General features: G+C 38.8%; 11 protein-coding genes and 1 other RNA gene. 4 read left to right on the top strand and 8 right to left on the bottom strand.

Going from position 1 to position 15,154, the window contains the following annotated elements; genetic code table 11:
* The first annotated feature begins 42 nt into the window (after positions 1 to 42).
* Positions 43 to 1,410 carry an outer membrane beta-barrel protein HofE gene (hofE, locus tag HPB14_RS02770; protein WP_000911502.1) on the top strand — a complete coding sequence of 456 codons (1,368 nt, stop codon included), beginning with the start codon at positions 43 to 45 and terminating at the stop codon, positions 1,408 to 1,410.
* Between the two features lie 6 nt (positions 1,411 to 1,416).
* On the opposite strand, the gene HPB14_RS02765 is transcribed toward hofE, so the two are convergent.
* The 3 genes from HPB14_RS02765 to lolA all read right to left on the bottom strand — a co-directional run bounded on the left by HPB14_RS02765 (position 1,417) and on the right by lolA (position 2,992).
* Positions 1,417 to 1,944: a hypothetical protein gene (locus tag HPB14_RS02765; protein WP_001168769.1), complete on the bottom strand. Its 528-nt coding sequence runs from the start codon at positions 1,942 to 1,944 to the stop codon at positions 1,417 to 1,419.
* A gap of 42 nt (positions 1,945 to 1,986) precedes the next feature.
* Positions 1,987 to 2,371: a transfer-messenger RNA gene (gene ssrA / locus HPB14_RS07890) on the bottom strand.
* Between the two features lie 66 nt (positions 2,372 to 2,437).
* Positions 2,438 to 2,992 (bottom strand): LolA-like outer membrane lipoprotein chaperone, encoded by a 555-nt coding sequence (lolA, locus tag HPB14_RS02755; RefSeq protein WP_000643091.1) that lies wholly within the window; start codon positions 2,990 to 2,992, stop codon positions 2,438 to 2,440.
* Between the two features lie 146 nt (positions 2,993 to 3,138).
* On the opposite strand from lolA, the gene secA reads away from it, so the two are divergent.
* The 3 genes from secA to hofF all read left to right on the top strand — a co-directional run bounded on the left by secA (position 3,139) and on the right by hofF (position 8,737).
* A complete protein-coding gene (gene secA / locus HPB14_RS02750) occupies positions 3,139 to 5,736 on the top strand; it encodes a preprotein translocase subunit SecA (RefSeq protein ID WP_000588108.1) in 2,598 nt (865 codons plus the stop codon).
* Positions 5,726 to 6,958, top strand: a complete 1,233-nt coding sequence (locus HPB14_RS02745) for an ABC transporter permease (protein ID WP_001133692.1) — start codon at positions 5,726 to 5,728, stop codon at positions 6,956 to 6,958. Before secA ends, HPB14_RS02745 begins: the two co-directional genes overlap by 11 nt.
* A gap of 279 nt (positions 6,959 to 7,237) precedes the next feature.
* Positions 7,238 to 8,737, top strand: coding sequence for an outer membrane beta-barrel protein HofF (hofF, locus tag HPB14_RS02740; protein ID WP_001108215.1), 1,500 nt, complete (start codon positions 7,238 to 7,240; stop codon positions 8,735 to 8,737).
* Between the two features lie 288 nt (positions 8,738 to 9,025).
* Here hofF and HPB14_RS02735 read toward each other — a convergent pair whose 3' ends face one another.
* The 5 genes from HPB14_RS02735 to def are packed head-to-tail and all read right to left on the bottom strand — an operon-like array spanning position 9,026 to position 15,152.
* Positions 9,026 to 9,778, bottom strand: coding sequence for a PDDEXK family nuclease (locus tag HPB14_RS02735; RefSeq protein WP_000609185.1), 753 nt, complete (start codon positions 9,776 to 9,778; stop codon positions 9,026 to 9,028).
* The gene (locus HPB14_RS02730) at positions 9,765 to 10,994 is read right to left on the bottom strand and encodes a DNA cytosine methyltransferase (RefSeq protein ID WP_000394388.1); all 1,230 of its coding nucleotides are present in this window, start codon (positions 10,992 to 10,994) and stop codon (positions 9,765 to 9,767) included. The genes HPB14_RS02735 and HPB14_RS02730 overlap by 14 nt, the downstream gene beginning before the upstream one ends.
* Before the next feature lie 22 nt (positions 10,995 to 11,016).
* Positions 11,017 to 13,077 (bottom strand): heavy metal translocating P-type ATPase, encoded by a 2,061-nt coding sequence (locus HPB14_RS02725; protein WP_001158776.1) that lies wholly within the window; start codon positions 13,075 to 13,077, stop codon positions 11,017 to 11,019.
* A 24-nt stretch (positions 13,078 to 13,101) separates the two neighbouring features.
* Entirely contained in the window at positions 13,102 to 14,622 is a 1,521-nt protein-coding gene (locus HPB14_RS02720; RefSeq protein WP_000611057.1) for a YifB family Mg chelatase-like AAA ATPase, read from the bottom strand.
* Positions 14,623 to 14,627: 5 nt separating this feature from the next.
* Positions 14,628 to 15,152: a peptide deformylase gene (gene def / locus HPB14_RS02715; RefSeq protein ID WP_001185803.1), complete on the bottom strand. Its 525-nt coding sequence runs from the start codon at positions 15,150 to 15,152 to the stop codon at positions 14,628 to 14,630.
* Between the last annotated feature and the right edge of the window lie 2 nt (positions 15,153 to 15,154).

Raw genomic sequence — 15,154 nt, 5'->3', positions numbered from 1 at the left:
ATTGGAATATGATACGAGCGAAAATTAAACAAAGGTTATTCTGTGTTAAAATTTCAAAAATTACCCTTATTGTTTGTTTCCATTCTTTACAATCAAAGCCCTTTGTTGGCTTTTGATTATAAATTTAGTGGGGTAGCGGAATCTTTTTCTAAAGTGGGGTTTAACCATTCCAAACTCAATTCCAAAGAAGGCATTTTCCCTACAGCCACTTTTGTAACCGCCACGATCAAGCTTCAAGTGGATTCCAATCTGCTCCCTAAAAACATAGAAAAACACAGCTTAAAAATAGGCGTTGGCGGGATTTTAGGAGTGCTCGCTTACGATTCTACCAAAACGCTCATAGACCAAGCTACGCACCAAGTCTATGGCTCAGAACTTTTTTACTTCATAGGGCGTTGGTGGGGGTATTTAGGCGACGCTCCTTGGAAAGACTCCCGCATAGAATCTGACGCTCACACTCGTAATTATGTGCTGTATAATTCCTATTTGTTTTATTCTTACGGCGATAAATTCCACATCAAATTAGGGCGTTACCTTTCTAACATGGATTTTATGAGCGGTTATACACAGGGTTTTGAACTGGATTATAAAATCAACTCTAAAATAGCGTTAAAATGGTTCAGCTCTTTTGGGAGGGCTTTAGCTGCGGGGCAATGGATACGAGATTGGTATGCCCCTATTGTAACTGAAGATGGCAGAAAAAAAGTTGATGATGGCATCCATGCCGCACAACTCTATTTTTCTAGCAAACATGTTCAAGCCACGCCCTTTTTTTATTTTTCACCTAAAACTTACGAAGCGCCCGGGATTAAAATCCATATTGATAGCAACCCGAAATTTATAGGTGTAGGGTTACGATCTCAAACCCTTATCAATGTGATTTTCCCTGTTTATGCTAAAGATTTATACGATGTGTATTGGCGTAACTCTAAGATTGGCGAATGGGGTGCATCGCTTTTGATCCACCAACGCTTTGACTACAACGAATTTAACTTTGGCTTTGGTTATTACCAAAATTTTGGCAACGCTAACGCAAGGATTGGCTGGTATGGTAACCCGATCCCTTTTGACATAAGAAGCAACAGCATTTATGGTTTGGTTTTTAGTAACGCTGTTACCGCAGACTCTGTTAGCGGATATGTCTTTGGTGGGGGGGTGTATAGAGGGTTTTTATGGGGGATTTTAGGCAGATACACTTACGCCACCAGGGCGAGCGAAAGATCCATTAACTTGCACTTGGGCTATAAATGGGGTTCTTTTGCTAGCGTTGATGTGAATTTACAATACTATGCGGTGAGCATGCACAACGGCTATAAGGTTAATGATCTCACTAGCCCTTTTGATAAAGCCTTTAAGGCGAACACACAAGACAGAAGCAATCTCTTGGTGAGTTTGAAATTCTTTTTTTAAACCCTATCAATTAGGCTTGGTAGAATTGAGCCATTGTTTTTGGAAATTAACGGCTTTTCTCAATTCGGCTTCTAGTTGGGCTAAAGCATCTTTTAAGGGCTTAACATCAATCAAATTGTCTTGCTTGAAAGAATCTAGCTGTTTGTCAATTTGCAAAGCGGCGTCTAGCGCGTCTTGGGGGAATACCGGCTCGCCTAAAGCCTTTTTAATCGTTTCACCGATTTCAATCGTTTCAGAGCCTTGATGATCTTTTAAGTTAGGATTATTTTCTTTGTCCTTAGGCTTAGGCTCTAAAATCAAGCGCAAATGTTTGATTTTTTCATGCAAATCGTTAAGATCTTTTAAGTGATCGGTGTTTCGCCCCCTATCCACCGCTTTTTCTAAAAGCTTATCGCTCAGGCTCACTAGCTGATCGCTTAATTTCACGCTGTTAGCTTGAGCTTCTGTTACTTCATCAATATCAATCGCTGCTAAAGCGCTCACAAAATAAAAGGGCAACGCCCACCTTCTAAAACGAGAGAAAAACTTCTGCATTTACCTTCCTTAAATACGCTATAAAAATGATACTTTTTAATATGGTGGAGCTGTGGGGAATCGAACCCCAGTCCAAAAATCTTGCCCTAAACACAAACTTCTACAATGCTTAGAAAATTGGTTAGTTTTTAGCCTTAAAACTAGCTCTGGTCCAACTTTCTAAAACCTTGAGATAGTTTCAAGAGTTCTTGTTTCTTAGTTTAAAAGGCGAACCACCTTTTAAAAGCGTCTAGCTTAAGGTTATGGAGTGATTAAAACGCTAGAAATTCTAATCAGTCCAGCTCCAAAAGGAGATTAACTCACGCAGCTTTAGCGTAAGCTGGAGCGTAATCTGCGTTGTTTACAGTTATTTTTGTTGCTGTTTTACAAGCAGCACTTGGCATGCTATCTGTGCGACAAGAAATCTGTCGAAATCCAAGTCAGCCCCATGATTTCTAAAAGCTTGTCTATTTTAGCTAACTTTTGCTAACAAAATGCAATGAATCATCAAAAATCACTGACGCACAATATCAATATTTTCATCTTTAGGCTTAAAAACAAAGATTTCATCAGCAATGGTGGGGTTAATTTCTGCTTGAGAAAAAGTGATCGTAACAAGATTATTCATTTCATCTTTAAATTCCAGTGAAAAAGGCTTGCCGTCTTTAAAAACCAAACGATAAGTGGTTTTGTTGATAGTCGTTTGAAACGATCCGTCAGTTTGCTTTTTTAATTGCTTGAGAATGGTGAAAAAATCCGTCTTGTCTTTTAAGGGCGTGATGGTCGCTTGAAACAAATTAGGCTCATAAACCACCACTTCTTTATCGTTCATGTAAATTTCTTTTTTTAAAGGCTTTTCATAAACCCATAAAGCCCAATTAGGGGCTTTAGCCTTTAAAACCCCATAATAAACTAAGGGCTTTTCGTTTTTTAACACTTGCTTGAAATGCGCGCTAAAACTTTGCAAATGCTGCAAAACCTCTTCTTCTTTAGAAAGGGTTGGAGGACTTTTAGCATAAGCAACGCTCATAAAAATCAAAACCATTAAAATCTTTAAAAAAGCTTTCATTATTCAAACCTTAAAACAATCTCTCATCTTTAATAAAACCCTTTATTTTACAAGACTTTTATTTTATCCATGCTAAAATGGGATTAAAAACTGACGCTTTAATCAAATAAATAGGATTGAAGCACTCTTAAAAGGTTACTACTACCATGATAAAAGCAATCATTGGAAAAATCATTGGCACCAGAAACGATCGCTGGATCAAACAATACAAAAAAAAAGTCCTAGCCATCAACGCCTTAGAGCCTACTTATGAAAAAATGAGCGATGTTGAATTACAAAACGCTTTTGAAGAGTTAAAAAATCGTGTGCGATCCACAGAAAAAGATTTGCAAGAAAAAACCCTTTTAGAAGTCCTACCTGAAAGTTTTGCTATCACCAGAGAAGCGAGCAAAAGGATCTTAAAGATGCGCCATTTTGACGTGCAACTCATTGGGGGCATGGTCTTAAACGATGGCAAAATCGCTGAAATGAAAACCGGAGAGGGTAAAACTTTAGTCGCTACTTTAGCGGTGGCTTTGAACGCTTTAAAGGGCGAGAGCGTGTATGTGGTAACCGTTAATGATTACCTAGCCCATAGGGATTCTAAAGAAATGGAGCCGTTGTATCATTTTTTAGGTTATAGCGTAGGCACGATCACTGCAAGCGTGCGAGACGATGATGAGCGCTTAGAAATTTATTCTAAAGACATTGTTTATGGCACTAATAATGAATTTGGCTTTGATTATCTAAGGGATAACATGAAATATTCTTTAGAGCATAAAGTGCAAAAATCGCATGCGTTCGCCATTGTTGATGAGGTGGATTCCATTTTAATTGATGAAGCGAGAACCCCTTTAATCATTTCAGGGCCTGTGGATAGGCGCATGGAAAATTACAACAAGGCTGATGAAGTCGCTAAAAGCATGCAGGTGGAAGTGGATTTCACCATAGATGAAAAAAACCGCGCGATTTTAATCACTGAAGAGGGGATTAAAAAAGCTGAAAACCTCTTTGGCGTGGATAATTTATACAAGATTGAAAACGCCGCCTTATCGCACCATTTAGACCAGGCTTTGAAAGCGAATTACCTCTTTTTTATTGATAAAGATTATATTGTAGCCAATAATGAAGTGGTGATTGTAGATGAATTTACCGGCCGCTTGTCTGAGGGGAGGCGCTTTAGTGAGGGCTTACACCAGGCTTTAGAGGCCAAAGAGGGCGTGAGCATTAAAGAAGAGAGCCAAACCTTAGCCGATATTACCTTCCAAAATTATTTCAGGATGTTTTCTAAACTTTCAGGCATGACAGGCACGGCTCAAACCGAAGCCACAGAATTTTTAGAAATCTACAATTTAGAAGTGGTGTCTATCCCTACTAATCTAGCGATCAAGCGAAAAGATTTGAACGATCTCATCTATAAGAGTGAAAAAGAAAAATTTGACGCTGTGATCCTTAAAATTAAAGAATTGCACGATAAGGGTCAGCCCGTTCTAGTTGGCACGGCTAGCATTGAAAAGAGTGAAACCTTGCACGCTTTACTCAAAAAAGAACGCATCCCTCACACCGTTTTAAACGCCAAGCAGCACACCAAAGAAGCTGAAATCATCAAAGACGCCGGGCTTAAAGGGGCGGTTACGATTGCGACTAACATGGCAGGCAGGGGCGTTGATATTAAACTCACTGATGAAATTAAAGAGCTTGGGGGGTTGTATATCATTGGCACTGAAAGGCATGAGAGCCGCAGGATTGACAACCAATTAAGGGGGCGAAGCGGGCGCCAAGGCGATCCGGGAACAAGCCAATTTTATTTGAGTTTAGAAGACAATCTGTTACGCATTTTTGGGAGCGATAGGATTAAGGGGGTGATGGAAAAATTAGGGCTTAAAGACGGCGAACACATTGAATCCAAGCTTGTTACAAGAGCGGTGGAAAACGCACAAAAAAAAGTGGAAAACTTGCATTTTGAAAGCCGTAAGCATTTGTTAGAATACGATGATGTGGCTAATGAGCAACGAAAAAGCGTGTATAAATTTAGAGATGAATTATTAGATGCCAATTACGATATTGGCGCTAAAATCGCTGAAAACAGAGAATACGCGCTCAATCAAATCTTTTCTAAACTCAAAGCCTTTGACCATCAAAACCTGTCTGAAGAGGAACTTTTAGGGCTTAAAAACATCTTAAAAGAAGATTTTAACGCTCATGTTGCATTAGAAGATTTAAAAAAAGCCTCCCCTATTGAAAAATTTGTAGCTGAAAAACTAAAAAGCGATTATGAAAACAAAATGAAAGTTTTGGATAGCGAACAAAGAAGCCGGATCGAACGCATCGTGTATTTGCAGATTTTAGACAACGCATGGCGAGAGCATCTTTACACCATGGATAATCTCAAAACCGGTATTAATTTGAGAGGCTATAACCAAAAAGACCCCCTTGTAGAATATAAAAAAGAGAGTTACAACCTTTTCTTAGAACTCATTGAAGACATTAAAATAGAAGCGATCAAAACCTTTTCTAAGATCCAATTTGAAAATGAGCAGGATTCTAGCGATGCCGAGCATTATTTGGATAATTTTAGCGAAGAAAGAGAGCATGAGAGCGTAACTTACCGCCATGAAGAAGCTTTAGATGAAGATTTGAATGTGGCCATGAAAGCTTTTTCTAAAACCCCTAAAAGAAACGAGCCTTGCCCTTGCGGGAGCGGCAAAAAATACAAAGATTGTTGCGCTAAAAGCGGGCCTAAAAAGGGCTTATTTGCCAAATAGATCCTTAATCTTTTTCCTTATCAAGCGTTATTTGCGTTTTGATAAAAGCCAGCCATTTATTAGCATCACCGCTTTGTTAGCCTTTTTTGGCGTGGCGGTTGGCGTGATGGTTTTGATTGTGGCTATGGCGATCATGAACGGCATGAGTAAGGAATTTGAAAAAAAGCTTTTTGTGATGAACTACCCCTTAACGCTCTATACCACAAGCCCTTATGGGATCAGCGAAGAAGTGGTTCAAGCTTTAGAAAAAAAGTTCCCTAATTTGCTTTTTAGCCCCTATTTGCAAACCCAAAGCCTGATTAAAAGTGCGCATTCCATGAATGGCGGCGTGGTGTTTGGGGTTGATTTTTCTAAAGAAAAACGCATCAATGAGGTTTTAAACGACGCCTTAAAAAACATTAATGAAAACGATCTCTTCAAAAACCCTTTTAATTTGATCGTGGGGAAAAGCTTGAGATACAGCTTGAATTTGGATCTCAATCAAAAAGCCGATTTGTTTTTCACCGAATTAGAGCCAACAGGCCTAACCCTCTCCCCTATCATGAAGCGTTTTACTATCAAAGGCGATTTTGATTCAGGGCTAAAATCTTATGACATGAGTTACATGTATGCGAGCCTTCAAGCTATAAGCGCGATCAGGAGGTTACCTTTAGGGCTTTATGATGGGGTGCATGTCTATTCTAAAACGCCCATGAAGGATATTGAAAATTTACGCAACGCTTTAAAAACGATCAACCACCATGGCATAGGCATTGAAGGGTGGTGGCAGCAAAACGGGAATTTTTTCTCGGCTATGGAATTAGAAAAAAGAGCGTTATTCATTGTGCTCATGCTCATTATTTTAATGGCGTCTTTGAATATCATCAGTTCGCTTTTAATGGTGGTGATGAACAGGCGTAAAGAAATCGCCCTACTCTTTAGCATGGGGAGCAGTCAAAAAGAAATCCAAAAAACCTTTTTTTATTTGGGTAATATCATTGGTTTAGGCGGTGTGATTCTTGGGGTGGTTTTAGCGTTTATAAGCATGTATCTTTTAAGCGTGTTCCCTATCATCTCGCTCCCGGCAGATGTCTATGGCATCAACACCTTACCTTTAGATTTGTCTTTAATGGATTTTACGCTCACTCTCATAGGCTCTGTGATTATCGTAGGGCTTTCTTCTTATTACCCGTCTAAAAAAGCTTCTACTATTGACGCTTTAAGCGTGTTAAGGAATGAATAAATTAAAAAAATAAATAATATTGAGATGAAATAAGACTTTGAGTGTCTGTATTTGACTAACAAAGAAAAATTTTATTCTCAAAATTAAAAAAAACCATAATATTATGCTAGTATTAACGCACGACTTAGTTAAGAATTAACTTTGCAAGTCGGACTTCGTAGAAAAAAGGACGGAAGATGAACAGACTGATTAGATGTTTAAGATCTGTAAGAAAAAATTTTCTTTGAATGGTGTTGGCTTACTCTATTTAGAATTTTTGGTTTATACTAAAGGTTAAACATGAACTACAAAGTTGCATCTGCTAAAAATATCGCAACGCTTCTTTTCTTATTCTCTTCTCAAAGTGAAGCTCTTGATTTGGGTAAAATCGCTAAAATTAAAGCGGGTGCTGAAAGTTTCTCTAAAGTCGGTTTCAATAACAAACCTATCAACACTAATAAAGGGCTTTACCCTACCGAAACCTTTATGACGATCATGGCTTACATGCAAGTGGATTTTACGGAGCTTTTGCCCAAAAGCGCTACGGCTAATGGGCATCATTTAGACGGGAGTCTTGGGGGTTGGGGGGGTGCTGTAATTTATGATACCACTAAGGATTTTATTAACGAAGTTACAGGGAAAACCTATGGGGCTATGACTTGGAACTATGTGGGCTATTGGGGCGGTCTTGTGGGGCAAAAACCATGGGCTAGTTGCGGGTTAGCCACAGGGAATTTGACTCAAGGCCAATACGATAAGATGACTCAAGCTGAAATGACGCAGTTGTCTAATCAAGAAGCTTTAGAGGCTTCCACTTGCGCAAAAACTTATGCCGATCACACCAGAAACTATGTGATTTATAACGCTTACTTGCGCTACAACTACAAGGACATTTTTGAAATTAGGGGTGGGAGATACGAATCCCCGGCGGATTATATGAGTGGTTACAACCAAGGCTTGGACATGACCTTAAATTTAGGGAATTTCAAATTCTGGTGGTTTAGCTCTTTTGGTCGTGGCTTTGCCTATAACGAGTGGCTTTATAATTTCTATTCGCCTAAAACCTACACTCTTAAAAACGGGCAAACCATAAACCCTGGGGTGCATGCCTTTTATATCATTTGGAATTACAAGGGTTTTAGCATTCAGCCTTTTGTCTATTTTTCACCCTTTAACGAATACGACCCCAACTTTACGATCACTTATGATAGCAACCCCACTTTTACCGGATTAGGGTTTCGCTCTCAAACCGATGTTACCGTGCTTAATCCTTTTTACGCTAAAAGATTTTGGGACACCTATCAATTTGGCATGCCAGCCGGTAAGAACGCACACAGCTTGATGATCAAACAAAAGTTTGAATGGAATGAATACAATTTTGGTTTTGGGATTTATAAATCCTTTGGGAACGCTAACTGGATGATAGGCTACCATGGTAACCGCTTGGGCTTTGACTTTTGGACGAACACCGTTTATGCAAACACCCTTAACTCTTTGTCTTACATGATGGACGCGAACGCTTTTACTGTGTTTGCCTTTGGCGGTGGGGTGCATAGGAAATTCCTTTGGGGTTTATTAGGGCGTTTGACTTATGGGCCTAGGGCGAACGAACAAGTCCTATCGCTCAACTTGGGCTATAAATTCACTAAAAATTTCTCAGCCGACATTAAATTTGAATATTATAATGTGTTGATGCATCAAGGCTATAAAATGGGGTGGAACGGGCCAAAATTAGACAGCCAACCCGCCACCGATCAAGACAGGAGCCACATTTTTACCGAGATCGTGTGGAAGCTTTAAACCCCTTTTAAAATAACAACCCTTATTTAAAGGGGTTGTTAAAACGCCTAGCCATAAAACAGCCATTAAAAAACGCTTTATCGCCTATTTTAGGGCTTGTTTTTAAAAAGCGTTAGGATTTTAAACTTTTTTATTTCATTGTGCTATGGGTATTTTTGGCTCTGTGATACTAAAACTTTTATTTTTAAAAATAGGATTTTTTATTTATCGTAAAAATTTTCTTTAGTTTCTAATTCCATTAAGTTAGGATTTAATTCCATAAAAATTAGTTATTTAAAAATCAATATTTTAATTCTTACCAACCAAACTTTCAATAAATTTCAACCTATTTTTATATTCCTGTTTCATATTATTATCAAAATAAATAACTTTAATGCGTGATTTCTTTTCTTCTAAACACTCAAAATCAGCACATTTAACAAAATGAAATCTAGCTTTATCTAAATTCTTGCCCGCTTTTAACACCCTTGTGCCATAGTGTTTAGCCAATAATCCATTTGGCATGCACATTAAATTGATATTTAAAATATTTAAATTCTCATCTTCATATAAAATAGTAATAAAATAAGTCAAACATATTTTTTCATTAACCTTACCTTGATTATAAAAATAAGGTAAAGCAGGCTTATACATTCTGGGTTCTTCAAAAGATTCTCCATTGGTTTTAATAATTTCAGATTGATAACTATTTTGGTTAGTGCCTACAAAAATGCTCTCACAAAAATCTCCTATATTTCTAGTTTGAACCGTTTTTAAATCAATATGGATAAAAGCATCTTCTACCTCAAAAAACATATCAGCTCCCACAGGACAAGAATTGGGTTGCCCCACTCCCTTACCATTAAAGAGTGCATAAATAATGCGTTCAGCCCCTACAGCAAAATCAGAGATTTTAGAATCGTATTTGCCTATCCAATCGTCTTTAATTTTTTCTTTAGTTAAAAATCCTTGCATCATTTCATCTTCACAATACTTAAGAAAATGATAAAATTTCTCCAGATATTTATTTTCCATTTCTTCAATTTCTCTAAGATTTATCATATTTTTTTAACTCCTTAAAAATCTCTTTTGCAATCTTTTGAGCCAATAATACTGGCACAGCATTGCCAATTTGCTTATACATATTCCCTAAACTTCCATAAAAAATAAAATCGTTAGGAAAGGTTTGAATAATGGCGCATTCTCTTACTGACATACGCCTTTGTCTATTAGGGTGAATCTCAGGACCCGTTGCAGTAATAGTATCGCTTGGCAACTCCCAATTATTGATTCTTAAAGATTGCTCAAATTTGATTTCTTTTAGTTCAAATTCTGTAACCGCCTTGTCATAGGTATCATCAAATTTTAAAAGTTTTTTTAACTCCCACCAATCTTGTGCTTTTGGGATACTCCCTGAATTGTTATCCTTTCTAAACCAATGTCCAGCAGTATGAGCATATCCAAAATATTCATCAATTTGTTTGGTGCTATAAGAACTACAAGAACGCCAAAACTTCAAATAATCACAAATTTCATGCTGATTAATAGGATACTTTCTCCCCCAAAATGTATCATAAACATTAGTGCGCGCTACATGATTATGTATCATCACACCATCTAGCATAAAACTAGCGTCTCTTGTTCTTACATTAGCTAAATGCCCCACTACATCTTTAACGCACACATAAGGTTTTAATTTTTCATTAAATAAGTCATTGCATAACCCATGAGTTTTTTTAGGAAAAGGATTTTTAAGCCCCAACCTATTGCCAATAATAATAACTCTTTCTCTGTGTTGAGGCACGCCATAATCAGAAGCTTTTAATAGCTTATAATCCACACAATAACCAAGCGATTTAAAATCTTGCACGATCATTTCAATCACTTGCCCTTTTTGGATAGACAACAATCCCTTAACATTTTCAGCCACAAAAAATTTAGGTTGTTTGTCTTTTAAAAGTCGCAATAATTCTTTGTATAAAAAATTTCTTTCATCTTCCATAGATCGTTTGGTGTTAGCTACTGAAAAACCCTGACAAGGAAAACCTCCAAGTAAAACATCGCATTCGTTTGGAATATCACCACTAGGAATTTTTGTTATATCACCATAAATAATATGAGAGCCAATATTTTTTTGATAAGTTTCTACAGCTTCTTTAAAAAAATCATTGGCCCAAATAACTTCAAAGCCCTCTTTAATAAAGCCTAAATCTAGCCCACCACACCCAGAAAATAAACTGATAATCTTGTATTGATTACTTTTCAAAATAAATTCCAATTTTATACAGGGTCAAGATAGCTTAAGCCCTCATCGCGCGCATGGAATTGGCTAAGGCTAAAAGCGTAACCCCCACATCGCCAAAGACCGCCTCCCACAAGCTGGCTACCCCCATAAGCCCTAGCACGATAAAAACCGCCTTAATCCCCAAAGCGAACAAGATATTTTGCCAAATAATGCTTTTAGTTTTTTTAGCGATCGCTAAAACTTTCACCAAAGAGCTTAAGGAGTCATTAGTGATCACAATGTCCGCGCTTTGCTTGCTCAATTCTGAGCCTTTCCCCATGCCAATCCCCACATCAGCGCTCGCTAGAGTTGGAGCGTCATTGATGCCATCGCCTACAAAAATCGCCGAGGCTTTATAGCGTTCTTTAAAAGTTTTAAACACGCTCGTTTTTTCTTCAGGCAACAAACTCGCATGATATTCACAGCCTAGAGTTTGAGCGATGCTTTCAGTCGCGCTTTTCCTGTCCCCACTCAAAATGCAAAAATTTTCTATCCCTTGCGCTTTTAAATCCCTTAAACACTCTATGGCGTCATCTTTAATCTCATCGCTAATGACGATATAGCCCACATAAGTTTGGTTAAAAGCCACATGCACGATCGTGCCGTTTTCTTTTGAAGGGCTGTGCGCGATATGGAATTGATCGAGCATTTTTTCATTCCCTGCGATGATTAGATCCGTATGGCATTGCGCTTTAACCCCCATTCCGCTCAATTCTTCGTAATTTTTAATGTCATGCTGGTGCTTATCGTCTTTTAACATTTCTTCGCATGCTTTTTGAATGGATAAGGCGATAGGGTGCGTGGATAAAAGCTGCGAACAAGAAGCGTAATACAAAACTTCTTCTTTAGAATGCCCGTTTTGTGGCACAATATCCGTTACTTTAAAAACGCCTTTGGTCAAAGTGCCGGTTTTATCAAAGGCGATGCTTTTAGCTTGAGTAAGCACCTCTAAAACATGCACGCCTTTCATTAAAATGCCCTTTCGGCTCGCCGCTCCCACGCCCCCAAAATACCCTAAAGGCACAGAAATCACTAACGCGCAAGGGCAGCTCACCATTAAAGCCACAAGCCCCCTATAAATCCACTCATCAAAGCTCCCCATAGAAAACAAGGGCGGTAATATGGCGATCATTAAGGCGATGAATAAAACGCTTGGGGTGTAGTAGCGTGAAAATTTAGTGATAAATTTCTCGGTTTCGCTCTTTTCATTCGTGGCTTGTTGGACCAAATCCACCACTTTAGCGATAGAAGAATCTTTATAAAGTTTTTCTACTTTAATTTCAAGGACCGCTTTTAAATTCAAGCTCCCCCCTAAAACTTTAGAATTTTCGCTGACATTAACAGGCATAGACTCCCCACTCAACGCCCTTTCATCTAGAAAACTTTCGCCCTTAACTACCACGCCATCCACAGGCACTTTTTCGCCGACTTTCACCACCACAATGTCATTAACTCTTAAATCTTCAGGTGCGACACTCACTAATGCATCGCCCTTTTTCAAATAAGCCAGATTAGGAGCGACATCCACCAAAGCCTTAAGGGATTTTTTAGAGCGAGCGATAGCGAGTTTTTGCAAAAATTCGCCCGCTGAATAAAACACCATGATAGAGACGCTCTCTTCATAAGCCCCCACGCAAAAAGCCGCAATAGTCGCAATGAACATCAAAGCGTTTTCATCAAAAAATTGCCCCTTTTTAAGCCCACGAAACGCCCCCAAAATCACATCTTTACCGCTCACTAGATACACTAAGGCTAATACCACGAACACCGCTTTTTCAATGAAAGGGCTAGGGTTTAGGTGTAAGATTAAAATCGCGCCTAAAAAGACAGCGATCGTAATGATGAGTGGGGTAAAACTCAAGGGCTTTTCTGCGGCCTCTTTAAAAGACAGGCTCAAATGCGGTTCGTTTTGCTTGATGAAAGCCTTAACTTTTTCAAAATCGCTCGTATCCAAAAACAGCTTACTGGTGCTGAAATTGATTTGAGCCTTTTTCACATAGTCTAGTTTGTTTAAATCCCTTTCTAATTTAGCCGCGCAATCAGGGCAATCCAAATTGTGAATGTGGTATTCTTGCATTTTCTCTCCCTTATAAAAATCCTTTTAAGAAATCTTTCTAAAACTCAGCGCTTTAAGCATGTGAGATCTTTCTATATTCTCGCAAGCGTTTAAATCCGCAATCGTCCTAGCGACTTTTTTGACCTTATTCACAGAGCGCATGGACAGATTAAACCTTTCAACCGCCTGCTCTAACAACTTTTTTGCTTCAGCGTTTAAAGGGCAAAATCGTTCGATCTGCTCTTCATTAAGCTTACCATTAAAAGAGCTCTGTTTCCTTAACTTTTGCTGTTTGAAAGCTAATAACACCAATTCATGCATCTCTTTTGAAGTCCAAGAATGCGACGGCGTGTCTTTATAATTCCCCTCTTCCATTTGCACGAACAAATCAATCCTGTCTAAAAAAGGCTCGCTCAAGCGGTTTTTATACTGCACAATTTCTCTATCTTGGCAACGGCATGCTTTGGTAGCGCTGAGTAAATTCCCGCACAAGCAAGGGTTTTGAGCCCCCACGAATAAAAAAGAGGTTTCGTATTCAATTTTGCTATGCACTCGTGAGATCACTAATTTATTGTTTTCTAAAGGCTCTCTCAAAGCTTCCAAAATATCCTTTTTAAAATGAGGCAATTCATCAAAAAAAAGCATGCCGTTATGCGCTAGCGCGATTTCGCCAGGTTTTGGCTCTCTTAGAGAGCTTGAGCCTAAAATGCTGGATTTTGAAGCGCTTTGGTGAGGGTTTCTAAAACTCCTTAAGGGGTAATAGGCGCTGTCTTGCTCGCTTAAAATGCGTAATTTTGTCGCTTCTAAGATTTCATTCAGGCTTAATGGAGGCAAGATATAACGCATGCGATTAATGATCATGCTTTTCCCACACCCTGGGCTTCCCTCTAAAATCAAATTATGAAACCCAGCGCTAGCGATCAAAGCGGCTTCTTTAGCGACAGCTTGCCCCTTAACTTCTTTGAAATCTAAGGCATAGGCGTCTGAAAAATAATACTCTTTATCGTTCAATTCTATCGTTTTAAAGGGTAGTTTTTTCGTGTGGGTGTCTGCTTTGATTTCAGGGTTTTGCAAGATTTCTAACGCTTCTTTAAAATGCCCCACAAAAAAGCATTGCAAATTAGGGATAAGCGAAAAAAGCTCTTCATTCGCCTTAGGCACAATGACTTTAGCATGGGGGCGCTTAATGGCAATGTCTAAAAGCATGGGGAAAATGTTAGAATTGGGTTTGATCTTGCCATCAAGCCCTAACTCCCCAAAAGCAAACCACTCTTTAAAAGCCAACTCTTGTTTTTGCAAAGCGATTAAAAGAGCGATAGGCAAATCAAAATGACTCCCGGATTTAGGCAAATCTGAGGGGGAAAGGTTGATGGTGATTTTTAAAGGCGGGAAAGTGAAATCGTTATTTTGTAAAGCCGATTGGACCCGTTGCTTGGCTTCTTGGATAGAATTATTAGCCAATCCTGAAATCACAAACGCCGGCAAAGCCCTTGTGAAAGTCGCTTCCACAGCTACGATTTCTGCCACCCCCCTTTGCATGGTCGCGCAAAATATCGTGTTAATCATGGTGGTTACTTGTGTTTTTGTTTTTTTTGCAGCTCTTTGAGTTCTTTTTCAAATTTCTTACGCTTCAAAATGGATAATTTATCCACGAATAACACGCCATTGAGGTGATCGATCTCATGCTGAATGGCTACGGCTAAAAGCTCGCTCGCTTCTAAAACTTTCACTTCAGCGAAGCGGTTTTGATACTCTATCTTAACCTTTTCAAAACGCTCCACCTCCTCATAAAATCCCGGCACAGACAAGCACCCTTCTCTATACATCATTGATCCCCCAGTTTCTATAAACTTAGGGTTAATGATTTCCAAGCAGTCTTCTTTGTGTTGCACGCCGTCTTCTTTCGGGAGATTGATAATGAGCATTCTTAAAGGCAAGCCCACTTGAATAGCGGCTAACCCTATCCCCTCACTAGCGATCATGGTTTCATGCATGTCATCTAGCTGTTGGTGGAGTTTCGCATCAAAAGAGACGACCTCTTTAGAAATCGTTCTTAAAATTTTAGAAGGGTAATGGATAATCTCTAATAACGCCATGC

It is taken from the genome of Helicobacter pylori HUP-B14, from assembly GCF_000259235.1.
Lineage (GTDB): Bacteria > Campylobacterota > Campylobacteria > Campylobacterales > Helicobacteraceae > Helicobacter > Helicobacter pylori_CU.
This window is presented reverse-complemented; position numbering and strand designations above follow the sequence as displayed.

Bases quoted from the DNA above. Each gene is read 5' to 3' on its own strand.
- HPB14_RS02765 (WP_001168769.1), bottom strand. From the start codon at position 1,944: ATGCAGAAGTTTTTCTCTCGTTTTAGAAGGTGGGCGTTGCCCTTTTAT.
- lolA (WP_000643091.1), bottom strand. From the start codon at position 2,992: ATGAAAGCTTTTTTAAAGATTTTAATGGTTTTGATTTTTATGAGCGTT.
- secA (WP_000588108.1), top strand. From the start codon at position 3,139: ATGATAAAAGCAATCATTGGAAAAATCATTGGCACCAGAAACGATCGC.
- hofF (WP_001108215.1), top strand. From the start codon at position 7,238: ATGAACTACAAAGTTGCATCTGCTAAAAATATCGCAACGCTTCTTTTC.
- HPB14_RS02735 (WP_000609185.1), bottom strand. From the start codon at position 9,778: ATGATAAATCTTAGAGAAATTGAAGAAATGGAAAATAAATATCTGGAG.
- HPB14_RS02725 (WP_001158776.1), bottom strand. From the start codon at position 13,077: ATGCAAGAATACCACATTCACAATTTGGATTGCCCTGATTGCGCGGCT.
- HPB14_RS02720 (WP_000611057.1), bottom strand. From the start codon at position 14,622: ATGATTAACACGATATTTTGCGCGACCATGCAAAGGGGGGTGGCAGAA.
- def (WP_001185803.1), bottom strand. From the start codon at position 15,152: ATGGCGTTATTAGAGATTATCCATTACCCTTCTAAAATTTTAAGAACG.